This is a genomic window from Streptomyces sp. NPDC020875 (assembly GCF_040641415.1).
In the GTDB taxonomy this organism is placed as follows: domain Bacteria; phylum Actinomycetota; class Actinomycetes; order Streptomycetales; family Streptomycetaceae; genus Streptomyces.
Map to the genome: position 1 here is coordinate 1 of NZ_JBFADP010000085.1, position 24992 is coordinate 24992.

At 73.9% G+C, this 24992-nt stretch carries 18 protein-coding genes and 1 pseudogene; 12 read left to right on the top strand and 7 right to left on the bottom strand.

The features are described 5' to 3' along the window. Positions 1 to 95 precede the first annotated feature (95 nt). From pucL to AB0G74_RS32025, 3 genes are all read left to right on the top strand, one after another. A complete protein-coding gene (gene pucL / locus AB0G74_RS32015; RefSeq protein ID WP_361153528.1) occupies positions 96 to 1043 on the top strand; it encodes a factor-independent urate hydroxylase in 948 nt (315 codons plus the stop codon). A 78-nt stretch (positions 1044 to 1121) separates the two neighbouring features. Then, a complete protein-coding gene (locus tag AB0G74_RS32020; RefSeq protein ID WP_361153568.1) occupies positions 1122 to 2534 on the top strand; it encodes an 8-oxoguanine deaminase in 1413 nt (470 codons plus the stop codon). A gap of 172 nt (positions 2535 to 2706) precedes the next feature. Then, the gene (locus tag AB0G74_RS32025) at positions 2707 to 4944 is read left to right on the top strand and encodes a HEAT repeat domain-containing protein (protein ID WP_361153530.1); all 2238 of its coding nucleotides are present in this window, start codon (positions 2707 to 2709) and stop codon (positions 4942 to 4944) included. Between the two features lie 14 nt (positions 4945 to 4958). Here AB0G74_RS32025 and AB0G74_RS32030 read toward each other — a convergent pair whose 3' ends face one another. Further along, positions 4959 to 5570 carry a TIGR03086 family metal-binding protein gene (locus AB0G74_RS32030; protein WP_361153532.1) on the bottom strand — a complete coding sequence of 204 codons (612 nt, stop codon included), beginning with the start codon at positions 5568 to 5570 and terminating at the stop codon, positions 4959 to 4961. A 218-nt stretch (positions 5571 to 5788) separates the two neighbouring features. Here AB0G74_RS32030 and AB0G74_RS32035 point away from each other — a divergent pair, with 218 nt between their 5' ends. The 6 genes from AB0G74_RS32035 (at position 5789) to AB0G74_RS32060 (ending at position 14030) form a co-directional block, all read left to right on the top strand. Beyond that, positions 5789 to 7492 (top strand): ABC transporter ATP-binding protein, encoded by a 1704-nt coding sequence (locus AB0G74_RS32035; RefSeq protein ID WP_361153535.1) that lies wholly within the window; start codon positions 5789 to 5791, stop codon positions 7490 to 7492. Between the two features lie 140 nt (positions 7493 to 7632). Further along, positions 7633 to 9648 (top strand): ABC transporter ATP-binding protein, encoded by a 2016-nt coding sequence (locus AB0G74_RS32040; protein ID WP_361153570.1) that lies wholly within the window; start codon positions 7633 to 7635, stop codon positions 9646 to 9648. Positions 9649 to 9743: 95 nt separating this feature from the next. Then, entirely contained in the window at positions 9744 to 10811 is a 1068-nt protein-coding gene (locus AB0G74_RS32045; protein ID WP_361153538.1) for an iron-siderophore ABC transporter substrate-binding protein, read from the top strand. Positions 10812 to 10941: 130 nt separating this feature from the next. Then, the gene (locus tag AB0G74_RS32050) at positions 10942 to 11931 is read left to right on the top strand and encodes an iron ABC transporter permease (RefSeq protein WP_361153573.1); all 990 of its coding nucleotides are present in this window, start codon (positions 10942 to 10944) and stop codon (positions 11929 to 11931) included. Between the two features lie 4 nt (positions 11932 to 11935). Continuing rightward, positions 11936 to 13141, top strand: coding sequence for an iron chelate uptake ABC transporter family permease subunit (locus tag AB0G74_RS32055; RefSeq protein ID WP_361153541.1), 1206 nt, complete (start codon positions 11936 to 11938; stop codon positions 13139 to 13141). A 4-nt stretch (positions 13142 to 13145) separates the two neighbouring features. Beyond that, entirely contained in the window at positions 13146 to 14030 is an 885-nt protein-coding gene (locus AB0G74_RS32060) for an ABC transporter ATP-binding protein (RefSeq protein WP_361153544.1), read from the top strand. A 55-nt stretch (positions 14031 to 14085) separates the two neighbouring features. On the opposite strand, the gene AB0G74_RS32065 is transcribed toward AB0G74_RS32060, so the two are convergent. The 4 genes from AB0G74_RS32065 to AB0G74_RS32080 form a co-directional block, all read right to left on the bottom strand. Beyond that, positions 14086 to 15375: a M20/M25/M40 family metallo-hydrolase gene (locus tag AB0G74_RS32065; protein WP_361153548.1), complete on the bottom strand. Its 1290-nt coding sequence runs from the start codon at positions 15373 to 15375 to the stop codon at positions 14086 to 14088. Between the two features lie 149 nt (positions 15376 to 15524). After that, a complete protein-coding gene (locus tag AB0G74_RS32070; protein WP_361153551.1) occupies positions 15525 to 17069 on the bottom strand; it encodes a tRNA-dependent cyclodipeptide synthase in 1545 nt (514 codons plus the stop codon). 53 nt (positions 17070 to 17122) lie between these two features. After that, the gene (locus AB0G74_RS32075) at positions 17123 to 17602 is read right to left on the bottom strand and encodes a DUF6092 family protein (RefSeq protein ID WP_361153553.1); all 480 of its coding nucleotides are present in this window, start codon (positions 17600 to 17602) and stop codon (positions 17123 to 17125) included. Continuing rightward, positions 17589 to 18173 carry a nitroreductase family protein gene (locus AB0G74_RS32080; protein WP_361153555.1) on the bottom strand — a complete coding sequence of 195 codons (585 nt, stop codon included), beginning with the start codon at positions 18171 to 18173 and terminating at the stop codon, positions 17589 to 17591. The genes AB0G74_RS32075 and AB0G74_RS32080 overlap by 14 nt, the downstream gene beginning before the upstream one ends. A 341-nt stretch (positions 18174 to 18514) precedes the next feature. On the opposite strand from AB0G74_RS32080, the pseudogene AB0G74_RS32085 reads away from it, so the two are divergent. Next, positions 18515 to 19473 (top strand): annotated as a pseudogene (locus tag AB0G74_RS32085) (fibronectin type III domain-containing protein). A gap of 158 nt (positions 19474 to 19631) precedes the next feature. Here AB0G74_RS32085 and AB0G74_RS32090 read toward each other — a convergent pair. Beyond that, the gene (locus AB0G74_RS32090; protein WP_361153558.1) at positions 19632 to 20699 is read right to left on the bottom strand and encodes an alpha/beta hydrolase; all 1068 of its coding nucleotides are present in this window, start codon (positions 20697 to 20699) and stop codon (positions 19632 to 19634) included. A 1109-nt stretch (positions 20700 to 21808) separates the two neighbouring features. Continuing rightward, complete coding sequence (locus AB0G74_RS32095) at positions 21809 to 22426, bottom strand: nucleotidyltransferase family protein (RefSeq protein ID WP_361153560.1); 618 nt, start codon at positions 22424 to 22426, stop codon at positions 21809 to 21811. A gap of 130 nt (positions 22427 to 22556) precedes the next feature. On the opposite strand from AB0G74_RS32095, the gene AB0G74_RS32100 reads away from it, so the two are divergent. Both AB0G74_RS32100 and AB0G74_RS32105 read left to right on the top strand, forming a co-directional pair. Then, positions 22557 to 24392, top strand: a complete 1836-nt coding sequence (locus AB0G74_RS32100; RefSeq protein WP_361153563.1) for a serine/threonine-protein kinase — start codon at positions 22557 to 22559, stop codon at positions 24390 to 24392. 156 nt (positions 24393 to 24548) lie between these two features. Next, complete coding sequence (locus AB0G74_RS32105) at positions 24549 to 24863, top strand: DUF5955 family protein (RefSeq protein WP_361153565.1); 315 nt, start codon at positions 24549 to 24551, stop codon at positions 24861 to 24863. The last annotated feature ends 129 nt before the right edge of the window (positions 24864 to 24992 follow it).

The window sequence follows — 24992 nt, forward strand, 5'->3', positions numbered from 1 at the left end:
CACACCTACAACCACCACCGCAGCCACACCGCACTCGACGGACACCCACCCATCAGCCGCGTTAACAACCCTGCGGGTCAATACACCTAGGGGCGATGCCGGTGATCCTCGGCCAGAACCAGTACGGCAAGGCGGAGAACCGTGTGGTGCGGATCGTCCGCGACGGCGACACCCACCACATCAAGGACCTCAGCGTCTCCGTCGCCCTCGGCGGTGACATGGCGGAGACCCACTACTCCGGCTCCAACGCCGCCGTCCTGCCGACCGACACCATGAAGAACACGGTCTTCGCCTTCGCCAAGGAGTACGGCATCGACTCCGCCGAACAGTTCGGCATCCGGCTGGCCCGGCACTTCGTGATCTCCCAGCGGGCCGTACACCGGGCCCGGATAAGAATCGAGGAGTACGCGTGGGAGCGCGTCGCCGACTCCGGAACGTACCCCGATACGCGTTCCGGTACGCCCTCCGGACGGTCGGGCCCGGATTCCGCACGCCACTCCTTCGTCCGCGCGGGACGGGAGACCCGGCTCGCCCGGATCGGCTACGACGGCGCGTCCTGGGAGGTGATCTCCGGGCTGACCGGGCTGACGGTCCTCAACACCACGGACTCCGAGTTCCGGGGTTACGCCACGGACCGGTACACCACCTTGGAGGAGGCGCACGACCGGATCCTGGCGACCGAAGTCACCGCCCGCTGGCGCTACGGCTGGACCTCGGACGAGCGCCCGGCGCCCGACTGGGAGACGTCGTACGCCAAGGCGCGCCGCCATATCCTGGACACCTTCGCGCGAACCTACTCCCGCTCCCTGCAACAGACGCTCTACCGCATGGGTTCGCGGGTGATCGAGGAGCGGAGCGAGATCGACGAGATCCGGTTCTCGCTCCCCAACAAACACCACTTCCTGGTCGACCTCGAACCCTTCGGGCTGACCAATGACAACGAGGTCTACCTCGCCGCCGACCGGCCCTACGGGCTGATCGAGGCGACCGTGCTGCGGGACGGCGCCGACGCGGCCATTCCGGTGGACCTGACCAACCTCTGACCCCCCGCTCTCCGGCCGAGGCCATGGCGGAGCCGGAGCGACGGGCCGTCAGAGCGAGCGGAATCGGAGGGACCGGACATCCCGGAGCAATACGAGACCGAGACGGCGGCGGGCGCGGCGGAGCCGCGGCTCGTCATCGAGAACTGCGCCGTCGCGACGGTCGACGCTCACGACACCGAGTACGCCACCGGTCATGTCGTCGTCCGCGGCGACCGGATCGAGGCGATCGGACCGGGCCCCGCACCCGGCCGACCCGGGGGCCCGGTCCGCCGGATCGACGGCACCGGCCAACTCGTCACACCCGGTCTGATCAACACCCATCACCACTTCTACCAGTGGCTCACGCGGGGCCTCGCCACCGAACACCACCTCTTCGACTGGCTGGTCGCGCTCTACCCCGTCTGGGCGCGGATCGACGAACCCATGGTCCGCGCCGCGGCCGAGGGGTCACTGGCGACGATGGCCCTCGGCGGGGTCACCACCGCCGCCGACCACCACTACGTCCATCCGCGCGGCGCCGGGGACCTCACCGGCGCGATCGTCGGCACCGCCCGGGAGATCGGCGTACGGCTCACCCTGGCCCGGGGCTCCATGGACCGGGGCGCCGCCGACGGCGGACTGCCGCCCGACTTCGCGGTGGAGAGCCTGGACGGCGCGCTGGCCGCCACCGAGGAGGCGATCGACCGGCACCACGACCCGGCGCCCGGCGCGATGACCAGGATCGCCGTCGCGCCCTGCTCCCCGTTCTCCGTCTCCACCGAGCTGATGCGCGAAGGCGCGGCCCTCGCCCGCCGGAAGGGCGTACGGCTGCACACCCACGGCTCCGAGACCGTCGAGGAGGAACGGTTCTGTCATGAGCGGTTCGGGATGGGGCCCACCGACTACTTCGCCGAGACCGGCTGGCTCGGCGACGACGTCTGGCTGGCCCACTGCGTCCATCTGAACGGCGCCGACATCGCCGCCTACGCCCGAACCGGAACCGGCGTCGCGCACTGCCCGTCCTCCAACGCCCGGCTCGCCGCCGGGATCGCGCCGGTCCCCGAACTGCTCGCCGCCGGGGTGCCCGTCGGTCTCGGCGTCGACGGCACCGCGTCCAACGAGACCGGGGAACTCCATACCGAACTCCGCAACGCGCTCCTGGTCGGACGGCTCGGCGGCCGCCGGGCCACGGCCCTGACCACCCGTCAAGCACTGCGGCTCGGTACCTACGGCGGGGCCCGCGTCCTGGGCCGCCAGACGGAAACCGGCTCCCTGGAGCCCGGCAAACTCGCCGATCTGGTGCTGTGGCGGCTGGACACCCTGGCCCATTCCTCCATCGCCGACCCGGTGGCCGCGCTCGTCCTGGGCGCCCCGGCTCCCGTCACGCTCTCCCTCGTGGGCGGCCGGCCCGTTGTCGAGGACGGCCGTCTGGTGACGGTGGACGAAGCCGCGATCGCCCGGGCCACCCGCGCGGAGGCCGGACGGCTCGCGGGACTCGCCGACGCCGATTAGGTACGTATCGCGGGCGGTCGGGGGAGGGGCGGCCCCGGCCGGACCCGGCTGCCCTGCGGTTCCTTGAGCCCTGTCGGTGCCGGTGCCGTCGGTGCTGCGGGTTCTTTGAGCCCTGCCGGTGCCGTCGGTCCGCCGGTCCGCTGGTCCGGTCGGGATGTCAGACCCTCGTGGGATGCTCGGCAGCATGGATCTCGAACGGGTTTTCGTCGGTATCGACGCCGTGCGCTGGGCCGAAGTCGAGCACGCCTACGGCGCCGCTGAGGACGTTCCCGGGCTGCTGCGGGCCCTCGCGGGCGACGCCGACGAGGCGTCCGAGGCCCTCGACGAACTGTGGGGGAGCATCGTCCATCAGGGGACGGTGTACGGGGCGAGCGCCGAGGCCGTGCCGTTCCTCGCCCGGCTGGCCGCCGCCGGAGTGCGCCCCGCCGAACTCCTCGCCCTGCTCGGCGCGATCGCCGCGGGCATCGAGGACGGCGGACCGGTCGGGCCCGTCCCCGCCGCCGAATGCCGGGCCGCCGTGGCCGCCCGGCTCCCGCTGATCCTGCCGCTGACCGACGACCCGGACGCCCGGATCCGGCGGGCCGCGATCTGGGCCGCCGGGGCGACCGCCGACCCCGCCGCCCTGCCCGCCCTGCACCGTCGCCGCGCGCAGGAGAAGGACCCCGTCGCCCGAGCCGAGCTGCTGGCGGCGCTGGCCAGGACCGACCCGGCCGGTGCGGTGGAACGGGCCCGGGAGACCCTGGCCGACGGCGACTGCCCCCAGGCCCGGCTCACGGCCCTGGTGACCGTCGCCGAGGCCGGAGCGGTCTGGACGGAGAGCCACCGGGACGCCCTGCTGTCGCTGCTGCCCGCCGCCCCGCTGGTCTCCGGCCGGTTCGCCGCCGCCTACGGCGCGCCCCTGCGCCATGTGGTCGACGTCCTGCTGGCCCGGGACACCGAACCCGACCGCGCGGCGGCGTACGAAATGGTCGAATCGGCGCTCCGGCTCCCCGGCGGCGACGCCCGTGCCGAAGCCCTCTGGGCCGCCGAACACCTCTGCGCGGTCTCCCGCGGGGCGCCGCCCCGGCTCGCGCCCGTCCTGGTCTCCCTCCTCGACGATCCCGCCTTCCCGCACACCGCGTCGCTCCTCCCGGTCCTCGAACGGCTCGGCGACCACGCGGCGGGCGCCGCGCCCGCCCTCGCGGCCCTGGCCGAAGGCGGCGGCGAACTCGCCCCGCGGGCCCTGGAAGTACTGGCCGGGATCACCCCGGCCGGGGCCGCCCGTCTCCTCGACAGCGACCTCGGCGCCCGGGGCCGTACCGTCGCCGTCCTCGTCGAGCGGGCACCCGCCGTCGGCGCCCTGCCCCTGGCCTACACACCCGAACTGCTCAACTCCATCCGGATCGCCCTGACCTCGATCGACACCGGCTGGAGCCCGGCGCACCCCGCCCCCCGGCTCGCCGGGCGGCAGCTCGCGGACCGGCTCACCGCCTGGGGCGGACTCGCCGCCGCCGCCCTGCCCGAACTGACGGCGCTGTTCACCCGGGCCCCCGCGGAGTTCGCCCCGGCCGTCGTCGCGGTCTGCCCGCCCGAGGCCCGCCGGGAGACCGCCGACCTGCTCCGGCGGACCGTGTCGGCCGGAGCGCCCGCCGACCGGTACGCCGCCGCCGACGCCCTGCACGCCCTCACCGGGGAGACCGAGCCCCTGACCGACCTGCTCCAGGAGGCGCTGACCGGCGGGTCCGACGCCCTGCCGACCCGGGAGCGCGTCGCCGTCGCCGCGGCGGGGCTCGGCTCCGGCGGACTGGTGCTGATACCCCGGCTGCGGGCCGCCCTCGCCGGTCCCGCGCCCGACGCGCCCGACGCCGAACTCCTCGCCGACACGGCCACGGGCACGGCGCTGGCCCGGATCACCGGCGACCCCGGTGCGGCGGTCGCCGTCCTCCAGGACGTACTCACCGCGGCGGCGGGCCGCCGGAGGCCCCAGGTCACCCACCGCTGCGCCGGGGCCGCCGCCGAACTCGGCCCGGCGGCCCGGCCCCTGGTCCCGGCGCTGACGGCCCTCCTCGACACGGCGTGCGTCGTTCCGGCCGTGATCCTGGCGCTGCGCGCGATCGGGGCGCCACCGCCCGGCGCGGCCCGCCTCGTCATCGACTGCCTCGAACGGGGTATCGAACCGGCCGACTGTCTCGCCGCGTTGGAGCGGCTGGGCGCCGAGGCGCTGACCCCCGCCGACACGGCCCGGCTGACCGACCTCGCGGAACGCGACCGCCGCGTCCCGGACCCGCTCGCCGCCGAGCGGGCCGTCCGGACCGACGACGAACTCCGCGCCGGAATACGGGCCCTGCTGGCGACGGCGTCCGGGACGGCCGGACCGGGCCGTCCCGGCACTCCGGTCGCGGCCCCGGCCGGAGTGCCGATACCGGGGTGACCCGGACGCCCGGGCTACCGGGGTGACCAGTCCGGGCGCCGCCCGCTCAGGGCGACGACCCGGTCGAGCAGCGGCGCGTCAGCCGCGACGGGGACGGGCGGACCGAAGATCGTGCCCCGGGTCGGATCGTCCTCCCCGGCCGCCGCCAGCAGGTCGTACGCGACCCGGAGCCCGTCCTCCGGCGGGTCGTACGGCTGCCCGGTGGCCACCGCCAGATCCCAGCCGTGGACGATCAGCTCGTCCAGAGCGACCCGCCCGGCGATCCCGGCGGGCATCGTGACGCCCCCGGCCCTGGTCATGCCCTCCCACGCCTCGGGACGGCTCCAGGCCGTCGCCAGCTCCCTCAGCCGGACCGGCAGCACATCCCGCCAGTCCCGCTCCAGGACGGGCCGGGCGCTGTCCGGCGCGGTGTTCGTGGTCGGCCCCAGATCCTTGCGCCCGGCGTCCCGGAAGGCGGTCGCCAGCATCGACAGATGCCCCAGCAGCTCCCGTACCGCATAGTCGGGACAGGGCGTGGGGGCTTCGAGCCGGGCGTCGTCCACACCTCCGAGCAGGCGTACGACCGCGTCGGCGGCGGGGCGGAGAGCGGGCGCGGGGGCCGGGGCAGGGGGCTGTGTCGAGTCCATATGAACAGAGACTCGGGCACGGCCGGGAAATCATCGCGGACCACGCCGACGCGATCCGGTATGCCATCGGCAATGGGTGGAACCACCACGCCCCGGGACGTTTCGGGAGACCACCCGGGGTCGGCGGGCCGCGAGGCGTAGGTTAGCCTTGCCTAAGTATGTAACCCCGTGGTGCGACGACGCGCGGCGGGACGGACCAGGCTCGGGCGGAGGACGCGGTGGGGGCGAAACATCTCTCGCGGCACTCCGTCCTGGGCCGCTCCGCCCTCCGCCAGCGGCGCGATCTCGCGATCGCCTGGAGCGTCGGCGCCGCCCACCAGACCGGTGAGGCCCTGGTCCCGGTACTGATCGGGGTCGTGATCGACCGGGGTATCGCCGAGGGCGACGGCTCCGGTCTGCTGATCGGCCTCGGAGTGCTCGCGGTCGTCTATCTGCTGCTGTCGTTCGGGTTCCGGTTCGGCGCCCGCGCGGGCGAGCGCGCCGCCGAGAACGCCGCGCACCGGCTCCGTACCGAACTGACCGCCCGGATCCTCGCGCCCGGCGGCGGCGCGGACACCGGCCGCCTCCCCGGTGAGCTGACGAATATCGCCACCGAGGACGCCAAGCGCGTCGGCGCGGCCCTGATGGCACTGGTCCTCGGCGGCTGGGCGCTGACCGGCCTGCTGGTGAGCGCGATCCTGCTGCTGCGGATCTCGGTACTCCTCGGCCTCGTCGTCCTCGTCGGCACCCCGCTGCTGCTGTGGGCGGGCCATCTGCTCAGCAAACCGCTGGAGCGGCGGAGCGCCGCCGAGCAGGAGCGGGCCGCGCATGCCTCCGGTGTGGCCGCCGATCTCGTCGCGGGCCTGCGGGTACTGAAGGGCATCGGCGCCGAACCCGCCGCCGTCGCCCGCTACCGGCGGACCAGCCGCGCCTCGCTCACCGCGACCCTGGCCGCCGCCCGCGCCCAGGCCGCGCAGAACGGCATGGTCCTCGCCCTGACCGGGGTCTTCATCGCCCTGGTCGCCCTCGTCGGCGGACGGCTCGCCGCCCGGGGCGACATCACCCTCGGCGAACTGGTCGCGGCGGCCGGGCTCGCCCTCGTCCTCATCGCCCCGCTCTCCCTCTTCTCCTACGTCAACGCCGAACTGGCGCAGGGCCGGGCGTCCGCCGACCGGATCGCGTCCGTACTCGACGCGCCCCCGGCCGTGACCGCCGCTACGGCCCCCGCCACCACCCCCGTCCGGGGCGGAATCCGGCTGCGCGGAATCTCGTACGGCCCCCTCGGCGGACTCGATCTCGAACTGCGCCCCGGGTCCTTCACCGGGATCGTCACCACCGACCCGGCGGACGCCGAGGCCCTGCTCGCCGTGCTGGCCCGCCGCCACGACCCCGACGCCGGTACCGCCGAACTCGACGGCACCGCCTTCCCCGGCCTCGCCGCCGACGCCCTGCGCGCCGCCGTGCTCGTCGCCCCGCACGAGGCCGATCTGTTCGCGGGCACCCTCGCCGAGAACGTGACCGCCGCCGTCCGCCCCGACGGCCCGCCGGACGCGATGGACCGCGCGCTGGCCGCGTCCGCCGCCGACGAGGTGGCCGACGCGCTGCCCCGGGGCACCGGGACCGAGATCGCGGAGGGCGGCCGTTCCCTCTCCGGCGGCCAGCGGCAGCGCGTCGCCCTCGCCCGGGCACTCGCGGCCGATCCGCCGGTCCTCGTCCTGCACGACCCGGTGACCGCCGTCGACTCCGTCACCGAGGCCCGGATCGCCGACGGCGTCCGCGCGCTCCGGCACGGCCGGACCACCGTGGTCGTCACCGGCAGCCCCGCCCTGCTCTCGGCGGCCGACACGGTCGTCCTCGTCGAGGGCGGCCGGGTGACGGCCCGGGCGAAGCATCCCGAACTGGTCCGCGACAGTCCCGCCTACCGCGCGGCGGTGCTCTCATGACGTCAGGAGCGGCCACGCCCGTGTCCCCGGCAGAATCCGTGCCCGTGCCCGAATCCGAATCCGTGTCCCCGGCCGAATCCGCGCCCGGATCCGGGTCCGGTCCGGGCCCCGGATCCGGTGCGTCCGAGCCGGGGCGGGAACTGCTGCCCGTCGCCGGGGCCGCGCGGACCCGGGCCGCCGTACGGGAGCTGGTACGGCCCCATCGCGGACTGGCCGCCGCCGCGTTCGCCGCCCTCTTCGCGGCGACCGCCGTCGGACTGCTCACCCAGCCGCTGATCGGCCGGATCGTGGACATCGCCGCCGGTGACCGTCCCCTCGACACCCTGACCGCCGTCGTCCTGGCGCTGGCCGCCGTCGCCGTACTCCAGGGCGTGGCCACCGCCGCCGGTCTCGCCCTGGTCGCCCGGCTCGGGGAGACCGTGCTCGCCCGACTGCGGGAACGTTTCATCGAACGGGCCCTGGGACTGCCGCTGGAGCGGATCGAACGGGCCGGATCCGGCGATCTGACCGCCCGGGTCACCGGTGACGTCGCCGTCGTCGCCGAGGCCGTACGCCGGGCCCTGCCCGAGTTCACCCGCTCCGTCCTGGCGATCGTGCTCACCCTGGGCGCCCTCGCCGTCCTCGACTGGCGCTTTCTGCTCGCCGCCCTCGTCGCGCTGCCGATCCAGGCGGTCACCGCGCGCTGGTACGTCCGCCGCGCGGTACCCCTCTACGCCCGCCAGCGGATCGCGGCCGGTACCCAGCAGCAGCAACTCCTCGACACCGTGCGCGGCGCCGAGACCGTACGGGCCTTCCGGCTGGAACGGGAGCACACCGAGCGGGTCACCGAGCGCTCCGGGGCGCTGGTCGCCCTGACCCTGCGCGGGGTGAACCTGGTCCTCTCCTTCTACGGCAGGCTGCACATCGCCGAGTTCGCCGGGCTCGCCGCCGTCCTCGCCACCGGCTATCTGCTGGTACGGGACGGCTCCGCGTCCGTCGGCACGGCGACCGCCGCCGCGCTCTACTTCCACAGCCTCTTCACCCCGATGAACGCGGTGCTGATCCTGCTCGACGACGCCCAGTCGGCGGCGTCGGGCCTGGCCCGGATCGTCGGCGTCGCCGATCTGCCGCCGGACGGCGGTACGACAAACGCCGATACCGCGGACCGCGATACGGCAAACGACCGCACGACGGATCGCGGTACGACAATCGGCGGTACCGCGGACCGCGATATGACAAACGGCGGCGCCCGCCCCGCCGTCCCCCTCACCGGATCCGAAGGCGTCGCCCGGGAGACGGCCCGCACCGTGCCCGCACCCCGGACCGAACCCCAGGCCCCCGACACCGCGCCCGCCGCCCCGGTCGGTGTGTCCGCCGTCGGACTGCGGTACGCGTACGACGACGGCCACCCCGTTCTGCACGGCGTCGATCTGACGATCCGGCCCGGTGAGCGGGTCGCCCTCGTCGGTGCCAGCGGCGCCGGGAAGACGACCCTGGCCCGGCTGATCGCCGGAATCCACCGGCCGTCCGCGGGCACGGTCACCATCGGCGGCACCCCGCTCGCGGAGCTGCCGCCCGCCGCGCTCCGGCGGACCGTCGCCCTGGTCTCGCAGGAAACCCATGTCTTCGCCGGACCGCTCACCGACGATCTGCGGCTCGCCCGGCCCGCCGCCACCGACGCCGAACTCCGGGACGCCCTCGCCCTGGTGGACGCCGCCGACTGGGCCGACGCCCTGCCCGACGGCCCGGCGACCGTCGTCGGCGACGGCGGCCACCGGATCGACGGCGCCCGGATCCAGGCCCTGGCGCTGGCCCGGCTGATCCTCGCCGACCCGCCCGTCGTCGTCCTCGACGAGGCCACCGCCGAAGCGGGCAGCAGCGGCGCCAGGACCCTGGAGAAGGCCGTGGCCCGTGCCGTCGGGGGACGTACGGCGCTGATCGTCGCCCACCGGCTCACCCAGGCCGCGTCCGCCGACCGGATCGTCGTCATGGACGCCGGACGGATCGTGGAATCCGGCACCCACGACGCGCTGCGCGCCGCCGGAGGCCCTTACGCCGCCCTCTGGGACGCCTGGTCCCGGGGCCGCGCCACCGACCCGGACCCCGTCGACCCCTACGCGCCCGTCGACCCCGGCGCGCCCGTCGCTCCCGCGCCCCGTCCCGTACCGGAGCCGTAGCGACAGCGACACCCCCTGAACCCGTAGGACCCGCACCATCCGCACCACCCGCGGTACCGCACCAATCCGATCCATTCGGACAGTAAGGAATCCCCATGGCCCGCTCCCCGAGGACCGCCCGCGTCACCGCCGCGGTCGGCTCCGTCCTCCTGCTGCTGACCGCCGCGACCGCCTGCGGCTCGTCCGACACCTCGGACACCTCCGAGAAGTCCGGAAAGGCGGGCGGCTCCGCCTCGGGCTCCGGCGCCTTCCCCGTCACCATCGGCCACAAGTTCGGCTCCACCACCGTCGAGTCCGAGCCGAAGCGGATCGTCACGCTCGGCCTGACCGACCAGGACGCCCTGCTCGCCGTCGGCAAAGTGCCCGTCGCCACCACCGAGTGGACCGGCGGCTACGAGGGCGCCGTCGGCCCCTGGGCGAAGGACGAACTGGGCGGCGCGAAGACCCCGGCCGTCCTCAAGGTCTCCGGCACCGGACCGCAGATCGAGAAGGTCGCCGCCTTCAAGCCCGACCTGATCCTCTCCGTCTACGGCGGTCTCACCAAGGAGCAGTACACGGCGCTCTCCAAGTTCGCGCCCGTCGTCGCCCAGCCGAAGGAGTACAACGACTGGGGCGTGCCGTGGCAGAAGCAGGCCGAGCTGGTCGGTACCGCCGTGGGCCGTCCCGCCGAGGCGGCGAAGGCCGTCGCCGAGACCGAGAAGAAGATCGCGGCGGCCGTCCGGCCCGAGTTCCGGAACAAGACCGCCGTCATCGGCACCCCGTACGAGGGACTCTTCATCTGGGGCAGCCAGGACCCCCGCTCCCGCCTCCTCACCCAGCTCGGCTTCCGGCTTCCGACCGGTCTGGACAAGGTGATCGGCAACCAGTTCGGCGCCAGCATCAGCAAGGAGCGCACCGACCTCCTCGACCACGACGCCATCGTCTGGATGGTCAGCGATGTCGCCGAGGGCTCCGCGAAGCTCCGCAAGGACCCCTCCTACGGCGATCTGAAGGTCGTATCGGAGGGCCGCGAGGTCTACGTCCACGAGACCAGCGACTACGGCAACGCGATGTCCTTCGGCACCGTCCTCAGCCTGCCGTACGTGGTCGAGCGGCTGGCGCCGCAGCTGACGGCGGCGGTCGACGGCGAGCCGGGTACCCCGGTCGCCCAGCCCGCGTCCTGACCGCACACGAAGAACCCGAAGAAGGAGACAACCGGTGCGACCGGCTACTCCGGTGAGCCCGGAGCAGACCACGCCGGCCGGGCCCCCACCTCGGCCCGCCACCGCGCGCCGCCTCCGGGGCACCCTGCTGATCTGCGGTTCCGTGGCGCTGCTGCTCGCCCTGATCGTCGCCTCGATGCTCTACGGCGCCCTGGACGTGCCAGCCGTCGAAGTGTGGCGGACCCTCCTGGGCGACGCCCCCAGCGGCCGGGTCGACAACGCGATCTGGTCCGTCCGGGTGCCCCGGACCGGACTCGGTATCGCCGCCGGGGCCGCCCTCGGGCTCGCGGGCGCCCTGATGCAGGCCCTGACCCGCAATCCGCTGGCCGACCCCGGCCTGCTCGGGGTCAGCGCCGGGGCCGCTTTCGCCGTCGTGGTCTCCGTCGCCGTCTTCGGACTGGGCACCGCTCATACCTATGCCTGGTTCGCCTTCGCGGGAGCGCTGGCCGCCAGTGTGCTGGTGTACGTGATGGGCGGGCTCGGCCGCTCCGGCTCGACCCCGGTGAAGCTGGCGCTCTCCGGGGTCGCCGTCACCTCCCTGCTCTTCTCACTCACCAGCGCCATCGTCCTCACCGACGCCGACTCCCTGAACCGGTACCGCTTCTGGTCGGCCGGGTCGCTCGCCGGGCAGTCCGGCGACGAACTCCTGCGGATCCTGCCGTTCCTCGCCGTCGGCGCGCTGATCGCCTTCGCCCTGGCCCCGTCGCTGAACAGTCTCGCCCTGGGGGAGGACGTGGCCCGCTCCCTCGGGCTGCGGACCGGCCGGACCCGGGCCCTCGGAGTGGTCGCCGTCACCCTGCTGGTGGGCGGCGCGGTCGCCGTCATCGGGCCGGTGATCTTCATCGGTCTCGTGGTGCCGCAAATCGCCCGGGTCCTCCTCCAGTACACCGGGATCGGCCCCGACCAGCGGCTGCTGCTGCCGCTCTCGGCGCTGCTCGCCCCCTGCCTGCTGCTCGCCGCGGACATCGCCGGACGGCTGCTGGCCCGGCCCGCCGAGATCCAGGCGGGCATCCTCGTCGCCTTCGCCGGCGGGCCGCTGTTCATCGTGATGGTCCGCCGCCGACGACTCGCGGAGCTGTAGACCCATGCCCGAACCCGCTTCCCCGCCCCCGGCCGGACCCGCCGCCGAACCCGCGCCCCGACCGATGCCCGAGAACACGGCGCCCCGGCCCGCGCCCCGACCGGCGTCCGAAACGACGGAGCCCGGCCGCCGTCCGGCGAAGGCCCGTACCCCCGGGGCCGGAATCCGCCGGGACCGGCTGCCGTTCCGGCTGGCCTCCCCGCCCGTCTCCGGCGTCCTCAGGCCCCGTTCGGTGGTCGTCGCCGCCGGGCTCGCGGTCGCCGTCACCGCCGTCTTCTGCTGGTCCATGACCGTCGGGGACATCCCGCTCTCCGTCGGTGACGTCGTCCGTGCCCTCCTCGGCACCGGCGACCCCGCCGATGAACTCGTCGTCCGGGAGCTGCGGCTGCCCAGGGCCCTCGCGGGCGTCCTCGTCGGCCTCGCCTTCGGAGTCGCCGGAGCCCTCTTCCAGACCCTCACCCGCAATCCGCTCGCCAGCCCCGACATGATCGGCATCACCCAGGGCGCGGGCACCGCGGTCGTCGCGGGCATCGTCCTCGGCGGCGCCGACGGCGTCAGTACCCAGCTCCTGGCCCTCGGGGGCGGCCTCGGCGCGGCCCTGCTCGTCTATCTGCTGGCCCGACGCCGCGGCACCACCGGCTACCGGATCATCCTCGTCGGGATCGGCGTCGGCTGGATCTGCACCAGCGTCACCGACTGGCTGCTGGCCCGCGGCGCGCGGTACGAGGCCCAGGCCGCCCTCGGCTGGCTCGTCGGCAATCTCAACGGCCGCGACTGGCCCCAGATCACCCCGCTGATCTGGGGCGTGGTCCTGCTCGTACCGCCCGCCCTGCTGCTCGGCCGCCAACTGCGCGACCTCCAGCTCGGCGACGACGTGGCCCGGGGGCTCGGCGTCCGGGTCCAATGGGTCCGGGCCGCCGCCCTGCTCGCCGGGGTCGGCCTGGCCGCGGGCGGCGCGGCCGTCGCCGGGCCCGTGGCCTTCGTCGCCCTCGCCGCGCCGCAGATCGCCCAGCGGCTGGCCCGTACCCCCTGGCCGCCGCCGCTCGCGGCCGGACTCACCGGGGCCCTCATGGTCCTGGTCTCCGATCTCATCGCCCGCCAGCTGATCCACGACACCGAACTGCCGGTGGGGATCGTCACCGGAGTGCTCGGAGCCCCGGTACTGCTGTGGCTGCTCGTCCGCGCCAACCGCGCCGGTTCAGGAGGCTGAACAGATGTCCGACCACCCCGTGAAGCCGGTCCCGGCCACCGCGGACCAGGGGCTGCGCGCCCGGGATCTGCGACTGGGCTACGACGACCGGACCGTCGTCGACGGCCTCGACGTCACCTTCCCCACCGGCCGGATCACCGCCGTCGTCGGCGCCAACGCCTGCGGCAAGTCCACCCTGCTGCGGGCGCTGGCCCGGCTGCTCGCGCCGACCGCCGGAGCCGTCACGCTCGACGGCCGCTCCGTGCACTCCACCCCCACCCGGGAACTCGCCCGCCGCCTCGGCATCCTCCCGCAGACACCCGTGGCGCCCGAGGGACTGACCGTGGTCGACCTGGTCGCCCGCGGCCGGTCCCCGCACCAGACGTGGTGGCGCCAGTGGTCCCCGGCGGACGAACGCGCCGTCCACGACGCGCTGCGCGCCACCCGGATGACGGAGCTGGCCGACCGGCCCGTGGACGAACTCTCAGGCGGCCAGCGGCAGCGCGCCTGGATCGCCATGGCCGTCGCCCAGGAGACCCCGTATCTGCTGCTGGACGAGCCGACGACCTATCTCGACCTGGCCCACCAGATCGACGTCCTCGACCTGGTCACCGATCTCAACCGGACCGAGCGGCGGACCGTGGTGATGGTGTTGCACGACCTCAACCAGGCATGCCGGTACGCCGACCACGTCATCGCCCTCAAGGACGGCCGGCTCGTCGCCGAGGGCCGCCCCGCCGAGGTGATCACACCCGGGCTGGTCACCGACGTCTTCGGGCTGCGCTGCCGGATCGTCCCCGACCCGGTGAGCGGGACGCCCCTGGTGGTGCCGATCGGCCGCCACCACGAGCCCGCCGCCCGGGAGCCCGCCGACGCGCCGGAGCCCGGCGCCGTACCCGCCGGGGGCTGAGCCTACGCCCCCGGCCGGACCCGAACGGCCGGGGGACACGCCCCGCTTCTCCCGGTCAGCCCAGCAGCTCACCCGCGTAGAGGGCGTACACCTCGGCCGTCCGGTGGAGCGCCGCCTCCTCCACGTACTCCCGGGGCCCGTGCGACACGTCCAGCCGACCCGGGCCGTACCCGAAGGCCGGTACGGAATGCCGGGCGTACCAGCGGGTCTCCAGGATCCCCGGACAGAGCTCGAAGCGGGCCGGTACGCCCTCGACGGCGGCCACCGTACGGGCCAGGACCCCGGCCGCCGGATGGTCCGGGTCCGTCGCGGCGGACGGCTGGAGCTGGGTACGGACCACCGTGACCTCGGTCCCGGTCTCCCGGGCCGCCTCCTCGATCAGCGCCCGCAGCCGCCGCTCCTCCACGACCGGATCCTCCTCCGGGTTGAACCGGCCGTCGATCGTGAAGTACGCGGTCCCCGGTACGACATTGAAGTTCGCGCCGCTCCCCGCGAGACCGCCGATCACCAGCTGACTGCCCGGCGGATCGCCGGGTCCCGTGGCGAACCCGGTCGGGCGCCCGGCCAGTTCGGCCGCGTACCGCTCGACCGGCCGGACCAGATCGAGCATCCGCAGAAACGCGTTCACCCCCCGCTCGGCCTGTCCGACGTGCGCCTCGGTGCCCCGGACTTCGACCCGCAGGGTGAGCGCGCCGCGCGCCGCGTGCCAGATCGCGCCGCCGCTGGGCTCGGCGGTCAGCACGGCCAGCGCGCCCGGGTCGATCAGCCCCCGGGCGACCAGCTCACCGGCTCCCGCGACGCTCCCGGTCTCCTCGTCGCACACCAGGTGCAGCACGATCCGGCCGTCGTCGATCAGCCCCAGCTCCCGGGCGGCCAGGGCACCGTAGACCATGCCGACGAGGCCGCCCTTCATATCGGCCGTACCGCGTCCGGTGATCCGGCCGCCCGCCCGTACGGCGGCGAACTGCCCCCGGTCCTGGGCCGGGACGACGTCGAAATGGCCGTGGAAGTAGAGCAGCCGGTCGCCGTCGCCCACGGTCGCCCGGACGACCGCCGGATCCTCGACACCGGCGGGCGCGCCCGTGACCGGCAGCAGCCGGGCCTCGATCCCCAGCTCCGCCAGGGCGTCCCGCAGGACCCCGGCACAGCGGCCGAGTGCCCGGCCCGGTGGATTCTCCGACTCCACCGCGACCAACCGGATCAGCAACTCGGCCATCTCGTCGGCCCGTTCACCGAGCCAGGCCCGGACCCGCCGCCGGGTCCGGTCGTCCACCACCGGCCCGGGCGGGGCGAGGGGAGTGGAGGCATACGACGGGGACTGCGACTGCGCGGGAGTGTTCGTCATGACGGCCGCCCTTCGCCGGAGTTGTGGATCTCGGCGCATGGTAGGCCGGGGTCCCGGGGCGCGGGCAGCCCTTTTCCGTCTCCTTCTCCGCCGGTTCGGGGCGGACCGGGGCCGGTCCCACGCATGGGTGGGCCCGGCCCGGACCCGCGTCAGGCCCCCGACAGAGCCGCCTCCGCGGGGTGGGACTCCTCAGCCGCTGCTGACCGACCGACCGGTTTGGCCCGCGCACTCAGCAGCAGGTTCACCGGCTCGCCCGAGCCCTGCGGCAGACCGTCGAGCGGCTCCCACACCGGATCGTGGAACCCCGCCTCCAGCAGGACCTCCTCGATGGTCTCGCGGCGCCAGTACCGGGCCGGGAGCACGGTCGGCGGGATCGTGGGGATGGTCAGCGGCGAGGGGTCGCCGTCCCGCGCGTTCTCCGGACGGTTTACCACCAGCCCGTTCATCTGTACGGTGCCCGCCGGGAGCCCCGGGTTGCCGACATAGGCGACGAACCGCCCGCCGGGCACCAGGTTCGCCCGGACGCTCTCCAGCATGCTCCGCAGGGCCGTCCGGTTCTCCGCGTAATGCAGTACGGCGACGGCGACCGCCGCGTCGAACCGGCCGAGTTCGGGCATGCCCACCGCGTCGTGCACCGCGTACCGGACGCCCAGCGGATCGCGCTCCTCGAACCGCCGCGCCACCTCGACCATGCCGGGGGAGACGTCCACGCCCAGGACATCCGCCGCGCCCCGCCGCCGCAATAGCCGGGTATACGCCCCCGATCCGCAGCCGACGTCCAGGACGGCGGCCCCCTCGACCGGGCCGAGGGCCCGCAGCAGGGACGGGATCTCGATCAGGGTGCGATAGGTGCTGAACACCCGTTCCACATCGGTGTAGTCCGCCGAGATCTCGTCGTACTGTTCGATGAGTGTCAACTCGTCTCTCCTCTGGCCGGCAGGTACGGATGGGTCGGAAGGGTCGGATGGGTCGGTCAGCAGGGTTCCGGAACGGCCCCCGGACACCGGGAGCGGAGGGCGGACGACGAGGAACCCCTGGCGGGGATTGCGGCTGAGACAGCCGAGACCCTCGAACATCTCCCGTACCACCGGCATCAGTTTGTGATAGCAGGTAACGGAGCTGGGGACCCCCAGGATGGCCGGGGTGTCCAGCAGGAACGGCAGCTCGGCCCGGAGGTACTCGATACCCGCCCGGAGCAGCGCGGCCCGCGCCGCCGGGTCCGGGACACCGGGCACATGACTCACCACCAGCTCGCGTACCTGCTCCTCGGCGGAGGGGGTGAGCACGCCCCGGTCGCCGAGATCCGTATCGATCCGGCGCAGCACCGCCAGATACTCGGGCTGCCGCAGATAGGCCGAGAGCGGCCGGGCCCGGATCCGGCCCTCCTCGGCCGACTCGGTCATCTCCAGGGCCCGGCGGATCCTCCGCCGGACGTCCTTGAGCATGCCCTTCGTCCGGCTGGCGGCCTGCTCCGGGGTCATCCCGGTGGCCAGCAGCATCGGTTCGATATGGGTATCGATGTAGAGCAGGTCGACCCGGGCGAAATGCCGCTCCGCCCAGGCCAGCAGCGCCCCCAGCCGGTCCTGGCTGAAGTAGCTGTTCCCGGTGCTGACGCCGATCAGCGCGTGGTCGCCGCGCCGCAGGAGTCTCTGACACGTCCGGGTGACGGGCAGAACGTCGAATCCCGTCGTCATATCACGCTTCCTTCCGGGGCTCGCCCCGTCGTGGTGTCGGTCGCGGACGCCCGTCAGACGGCCGGGGCGGGAGTCCGCGCCGGGGCCGGCGCGATCAGATCGGAGTCCCGCAGCAGTACGGTGAGCCGTCCGCACAGATCGTCGAGGAAGACGGGCAGATCGCGCGGGGTCATCGGACCGCACATGAAGTCCTCCAACTCCCGGTGGAGCCGGTCCAGCTCCTCGTGGCCGACACCCCGGCGGCGCAGCAGGACCAGCACCCGACGGGTCGCGTCGACACACCGGAAGGTGCCGTACACCTGCGGCTCGTCCAGCAGACCCCGGCCGCTGCTCAGCAGATAGGCGGCGAGCAGCAGCAACTCCTCGTCGACCGACAGGTCCGGGTCCGGGGTCCTTCGGCCCGCTCCGCCTCCGCCGTGCTGCGGCCCCGTGGCCCCGGCGACCCCGGCGTTCGGGGGGGCTTCGGCGTTCTGGGGGCCTTCGGTACTGGTGGTCTTCGGCGTGCCGTCGCCGTCCGGCTCATCGGGCGACATACGCGTCCTGCCCCCAGTAGTCATGGCTGATCACCTCTTCGCGGTCCCGGCGCCGCGGTGAGACCAGGGGGCGCCTCGGCTGCCCCACCGGAACCAACAGCAACGGTTCGATGTGTTCGGGCAGTCCCAGCAGCAGCCGGACGGCCGATTTGCGGAAGCTCGCGGCGGGGCAGCCGCCGAGCCCGATGGCATGGGCGGCGAGCAGCAGATTCTGGACGGCCATCGCCACACAGAGCAGCCCCTCGTCCCAGAAACCGCCGTCGTCCTTGACCGCCCGCGAGCGGTCGAAGCACGCCACCACGAGCAGCGGAGGGGGCTCGATCACCCCCGGTGAGAAGGCCCTCAGCAGCCGCAACGTCCGAGGATCGCGGACGGCCACGAAGGCCCAGGCCTGTTTGTTGCCGCCGCTGGGCGCCGCCAGCAGGGCATCGAGCAGCCGGTCCAGCTCGTCGTCGCCGACGGGCCGGTCGGTGTACTGACGGACCGCGCTCCGGCTCCGCAGCACTTCGAGGACGTCCGACCCGGCCGAAACCGATACCGGGGTCGGGGTCGGGTGATTTCGCGTCGACACCGTTGTTCTGCCGCCTTTCTGACGCAATCGGGCCGTGAACGCACCTGTCCCCGGGGACGAGTGCGCGGGGGACGGGGGCCACGCCGTACGAGACGGGCCCGGGAAAATAACTGTGGCACGTACAGCGGACTGCCCGGCCGGTCGGTGGGAAGGGTTCACCCGGGCGGGCTCTTAGTCGGATTGACCGCTCGGCCGGGCCCTCCCCGGCGCGGCGCCGGGCGTCACCGCCGGAGGTTCCGAAAGGGAGCCGGGGCGCGAGGGGTTGATCCGGGGGCGTACCGGCGCGATATTGGACCCGTTGGTCTGGACCATTACCACGCTCTCGCCAGCGGAGGCCGATCGTGCGCCATCCCCCCACATCCGCCGCGCTGTTCGGCGCCGCCGTACTGCTGCTGCTCACCGGCTGCTCCGACGGCGGGGAGAAGAAGGACACCAAGCCGCCCACCACCCCCACCGGCGTCCACGCCGAGGCGGGCAGCGCCACCTCCGTCCACCTCATGTGGCACGCCGCCAAGGACGACAAGGCCGTCACCGGATACGAGCTCTACCAGAAGGACCGCAAGGTCAAGACCGTGCCGGGCGACCGGACCATGGCCGACGTCGAAGGGCTCACCCCGGCGACCGCGTACACCTTCACCGTCCGCGCCCGGGACGCCGCGGGCAACGTCTCCCCGGCCGGACCGCCCGCCGCCGTCACCACCCCCGCCCCCACCCCTGACGACAAGAAACCCCCCACCACCCCACCAAGGTGCGCGGCACCGTCGACGGCCAGCGGTCCGTCACCCTCAGCTGGGGCCCCTCCACCGACGACTACAAGGTGACGGCGTACGACATCTACCAGGAGGACACCCGGATCCACAGCGCCGCCGGAACCGAGACCAGCACTAAAGTCCCCGGACTGCGCCCCGGCATCGTCTACTCCTTCACCGTCCGGGCCCGGGACGCCGCCGAGAACTCCTCGCCCGACAGCAACGCCGTCGACCTGACGACCCGGCCCGCACCGGGCAAGGGACCCAGCACGGCACCCACCGACCTCACCGCCGACGTCGCCAAGGGCCGGATCGACCTCAGCTGGCTGCCGCCCGACCTCGGCGGGGACGTCAAATCCCATGAGCTGTACCTCAACGGGAAACTCGGCACCACCATCGTCTGGGGCGCCGACCCCCCGGACGGCCGGGCGAAATACACCATGGTGGTCACCGACCCGCCCGGCACCCGCTACAGCGTGAAGGTCCGCGCCAAGCTCCCCGACGGCAAATGGGGAGACTTCTCGGCCCAGCGGACGGTGGTCGTCCGCTGAACCGCGGGACGGCCGGCCGCGGGACTCCGCGGCCGGCCGTCCCGTCGGCGGTCCCGCGTCCGGTCGGCGGGTTTGCGCCCTTCGGTGGTTGCGCGCCCTGCCCGGCGGCGGCTTCGCGCCCGGCGCCGGGCGCGTGCCCGCTCCCGGCGGACCGAGGCTCAGTCGCCGCGTGCCGCGCCCTGACGGCGCGCCGTCACCAGCAGCGCCGTGCCCGCGAGTATCGCCGCGCCCGCCACACCGCCGACACCGATCAGCGCCATCGTCCGAGACCCCGTGTCCGCCAGGGCCGCGCTCCGTACCGAGCCCGTGGCGGTACCGGTCGCTGTGGCCCCGGCCGCGTCCCTGATCTGCCGCGTCACCACACCCGGATGGGACATCATCGACACATGCGACGAGTCGATCTCGACCGTCTTCGACTTGGCCCTCGCCGCCTCCCAACGCTCCAGATCGGGTGCGATCGCCTTGTCGTGCCGGGAGACCACGAACCACGACGGAATCGAACGCCAGGCCGCGCCCGGCGCCGCCTCCTCGAAACAGGCCGCCGCGATGGGACGCTGACCGATCGCCATCAACCGGGTCTGGGACACCGGCAGATCCGCGGCGAAGACACTGTGGAACTTGTTCGTCTTGATGTACAGATCCGACCCCTTGGTGGTGCCGTCCGAGTACGGGACCGGATTGAGGGCGGGCTGCAACTCGCTCCCCGGGAACTTCGCCGACAGCGCGCCCAGGGTCTCGCCCTTGTCCGGCATGAACGCCGACACGTACACCAGCGCCCGGACATTCGCATTCCCGACCGCCGCGCCGCTGATCACCGCGCCTCCGTACGAATGCCCCGCCAGGACGATCGGCCCCTCGACGCTCTTCAGCACACTCGCGATGTACGCGGAGTCCGAGACCAGCCCCCGCAGCGGATTCGCCGGAGCGATCACTTTGTAGCCGTGATCCGTCAACTCCTCCGCGACCGCGTTCCAGCCGGACGCGTCCGCGAAGGCCCCGTGCACCAGGACGACCGTCGGCTTCGCGGCGGTCTTCTCTTCGGCGGCGGCGACGGGCCCGGCGCCGGGCGGGGCGCCGGACGAGGCGGCGGCGACGGAGGCGGGCGCCGCGACGAGAGCCGTCACGGCCAGGGTGAGGCCGAGGGCGCGGGCGTGGGGGCGGGGGCGGGGGCGGCGGGATATCCGGCGGTGGCGGGACGGTGGCACGGGGGAGGGTGGCACAGCCATGGTCGTCTCTCGATTCTTTCGAAGGAGGCTGTCGACCTCAGCGTTTTCGCCCACGGCGGGGTTCGCACGCTGTACGCGGCGTGCGAGTGACGGGCACCTCCCGCTGTGGGGTGCCTGGTCCTTGGGCACCTGGTGTCGGGGGTGCCTGTGCCAGGCGGGTTGCTTGCGCCTTGCGCCCCGGGGCGCCTGGTGCCGGGGTTGCCTGTGGCCAGGCGGGGTCTTCGCGCCCCGGGCGCCTGGTGTGGGGTTTCCCGTGCCCAGGCGGGGCCGTTCGCGCCTCAGGCTCCCCCAAAGCTGCCTTTGGGGGGACCCCCAAGGGGCTGTTGAAGATGTGACCGTCACTCCGGCGGTATGCGGGCGGTCTTGTCCGGCGTCGGGAGGGTCGGTGGCCTCCGGGCTCACCTCCTCACGGACGGCGGAAGTGAGGGTCTTCTTTGGCAGACCCGGTCTTTCCCGCCGTCCGTTGCGGGGGCGACCCTGCACCCCCCGACCACGCCGACTGGACTTGTCCCCCGGGGCTGGAGCCCGTCCCGGGGGAGGGGAGATTGCCACCTGATGTGGTCGGTCCACCCGCGCCCCGGTGGCTGGCTGGCCGCGCAGTTCCCCGCGCCCCTAAATGCCCTCCCCGACCCGACCCTGGAAAGGGCTCCGCCCCTAATGGGAGCGGGTTCCCTTTACGAGGGCGTTCAGGAGGGCAACCAGGGGCGCGGGGAACTGCGCGAACGGCCCACGACGGCCCGCAGCCGAAACACCTCCGGAGGGAGCACTATCCCCGCCCGGAGGGCGCTCCCTTCGGAAGGGCGATGAGGAGGGCAACCGGGGGCGCGGGGAACTGCGCGACGAGCCACGGATGGCCTGTGGTCGAAACACCTCCGGAGGAGGCACTATCCCCGCCCGGAGGGCGCCCCCTTCCCGAGGGCGGCTCGGGGGAAGCAACCAGGGGCGCGGGGAACTGCGCGACCAGCCAGCCACGGTCCGCAGGCCGCGAACTACATCAGGTCGCCGGGCGCGGCCCGGGTTGTGGGCCTCACCCGGAGGACCGAGGCGCTGGGGGTCCCCAGGGCGCAACCCGGTTAGTGGCGAGCCCCCCCGGAGGGGAGGGGCGCGGGTTACTCCAGGTGGTGGAGGTCGTCCGGGGTGTCCACGTCGGAGGGGGTGGCGATGTCGCCGCACTCCACCAAGGCGAGCGTCGGCCGGGTGAGGAGATAGGCGCGCGCACCCCGGTCACCCGTCGCGGAGCGCGCCACGCCCGGCCAGTGGGCCGCGCCGAGGAGGACCGGGTGGCCGCGTACCCCGTCGTAGCAGGCCGCCGCGAGGGCCGCGCGGCCCGCGTCGAGGGCCGCGCGGCGGACCCGGGCGACCGCCGCCGCGCCGATGCCGGGCTGGTCCACCAGGAGGACGAGGGCTGCGTCCGCGTACGGCGGGAGCGATGCCAGGCCCGCCACGAGCGACGAACCCATGCCCCGCTCCCAGCCGGGGTTGTCGACGATCGCGCAGCCCGTGAGGTCGGCTCGGGCGCGGACCTCTTGGGCCGCCGCGCCGAGTACCACGTGCACGGGGTCGCAGCCGCCCGCGCGCAACGCGCCGGCCGCGTGTTCCACGAGCGGTCCGCCCCGGTGCCGGAGCAGGGCCTTGGGCCGTCCGCCGAGCCGCCGTCCGCCGCCCGCGGCGAGCAACAGGCCCGCGACCACGGGGGAGTTCTCCGTATTCCGTGTCGTTCCGTTCACCTCCCCTGCCTATCGCATGCCTGCCGATCATGGCGCGGACACCCCGGGATAAGGTGCTTCCCTCCGGCGTGCGGGCCGATCACGGGACCCGCGCGCGCAGTTCGCGGTGGTTCGTGGGGGACACAGAACGATGAGTGGACGCATACCCGAAGGAACGGTTTTCCAGTCGCTCGGCGAAGGCGATCCACGCCATGTCGCGGGGTACCGGCTCGCCGCCAGGCTCGGAGCCGGGGGCATGGGCAAGGTCTATCTCTCCTATACGCCCGGCGGGCGTCCGGTCGCCATCAAGGTGATCCGTCCGGACTTCGCGCAGGACGCGGAGTTCCGGCGCCGGTTCGCCCAGGAGGTGCACGCGGCGCAGCGGGTGCAGGGGCTGTACACGGCGCCGGTGATCGACGCCGACCCGGAGGCCGCGCAGCCGTGGCTGGCGACGGCCTACGTCCCGGGGCCCTCCCTCGCCGCCGCCGTCAACGAGCACGGCAAGCTCCCGGCGGAGACCGTGCTGCTGCTGGTCGCCGGGATCGCCGAGGCGCTCCAGGTGATCCACGGCGCGGGCATCGTGCACCGGGATCTCAAGCCCGCCAATGTGCTGCTGGCCGCCGACGGGCCCCGGGTGATCGATTTCGGGATCGCCCGGGCCGCCGACGCCACTTCTCTCACCAGCAGCGGGGTCACCATCGGCACCCCGTCCTTCATGGCGCCGGAGCAGGCCGCCGGGGCCGAGGTGACGTCCGCCACCGATGTCTTCGCCCTGGGTCTGATCGCGGCGTACGCGGCCACCGGCCGGGCCGCCTTCGGTGAGGGCACCTCGCACGGGGTGCTCTACCGGATCGTGCACGAGGAGCCCGACCTGACCGGGGTTCCGGAGCGGCTGGTCGAACTCGTCACCCGCTGTCTCGCGAAGGAACCCTCCGAACGTCCGTCCGTGGCCGAGGTGCTCACGATCTGTCAGAGCGCTAACGCGGAGACCGTTCTGCGCAGGCCGGAGGAGTGGTTGCCGGGCGCGGTGGCGGCGGAGATCGGGACCCGTAAGGCCGCGCCCGCGCCGCCGGTGGCCCCGCCCCCGCCCGCCGCCGCACCGGCTCCCGTCGCGGTCGCCCCGCAGGCCCCGGCCGCCCCGCCGCAGCCCTTCGTCCCGCCCGAGCCGACCGCGGCGTCCGCGCCCTCGACCCCGCCGCCCGGTTTCGGGCCGCCCCCCGCCGCGTACGGCTCCGGGCCCGCGGCGTCCCCCACGGTCCCGGGTGCCGGGTACGGAACGCCCCCGGCCCCGGCGCCGTACGCCCACCCCGCGCCCACCCCCGCCGACCCGCCCGAGCGCCGCAAGCGGGGCCGGATCATCGCCGTCGCGGTGGTCGCGACCCTGGTCGTGGGCGGTCTCGCGGGCGGTGGCACCTACTACGCGCTGGACGGCCGGGACAAGGGCGGCGAGCGGAACTCCGCGACGACGGACCAGTCCGACACCGGCGTCGACCAGGCCGTGGAGCCGCCCGCTGACGACCCGGCGACCGATCCGGCGGCCGATGCGTCCGACAACCCGGGCGAGCCGGTACCCGCCGATCCGGTCGAGGATCCCGAACCGACCACGCACAAGGGGATCAACCTGGTCAGCGGCTATCACCTCACCTTCGGTGACGAACCGCTGAAGCCCGTCAACGACGAGTCGACCAATGACCTGTACTACGACTGGAACCTGGGGCAGCTCAAGGTGCCCGGCGGGCGGCTGATTCTGCTGCGCAACGGGCAGAAGCCGGATCTGGCCACCTGCCGCAGCGAGACCCGCTATGCCGAGCAGCTCGACCTCGACGGCGTCTCCAAGGGCGCGGCGTTCTGTGTGCTGAGCGACACGGGTCATGTCGGCATCATCACCTACCAGGGGAAATCCCCTGATTCGGACCCCAGTCGGTTCGTCACGGTCGATGTCACCACCTGGCTCAACGCCGTGGAGTCCGTCCAGCCGACATCCTGAAATCGGCCTGGATCCTGCCTGCATCCGGGCCGAATTCGGTACGCGGAGTGGCGCACACCACCCCGGATGGCGTTAACTGACCCGCAACTCTGGGTGGTTGAATATCGACTGAGAGTGTCGAGGCGCCCGGTTGCCGGCGAGGGGGGTTGAGGTCTCTTGCGGAGCGTGGGGCAGACGCAGGTGACGGACAGCGGCGAGGACCCGAGGGTGACCGGGTTACGCGCCGCGGTCTCCCGGCTCCGCCGGGAACTGGCGGCGCACCCGGGCCGGTTCTCGGACCGGGACGTCGCCGAGGAGGAACTGGGCGTACTGGCCGAGATGGCGGCGCGGGGCGATCCCGACATCGCCCGGATGCGCCGGGCCCTGCTGCTGATCGCCGGTGCCATCGGTTCGGTCAGTGCGCTCGCCCCCGGTGTCCTCGCGGTCCGGAACGCCGTGGACATGTTCGGCGAGGTGCCCCGGCAGCGCTGACCCGCCAGGGCGATTCCCGCCGTATTTCCTCGCCGGACGCGGCCCCGGGACTTCCCGGGCCTCCGCGAACCCCCCGAACCACGCCCGCAGCCCGCTCGCGGACCGTGTCCGCAGCAGGGTGAGCGCGGT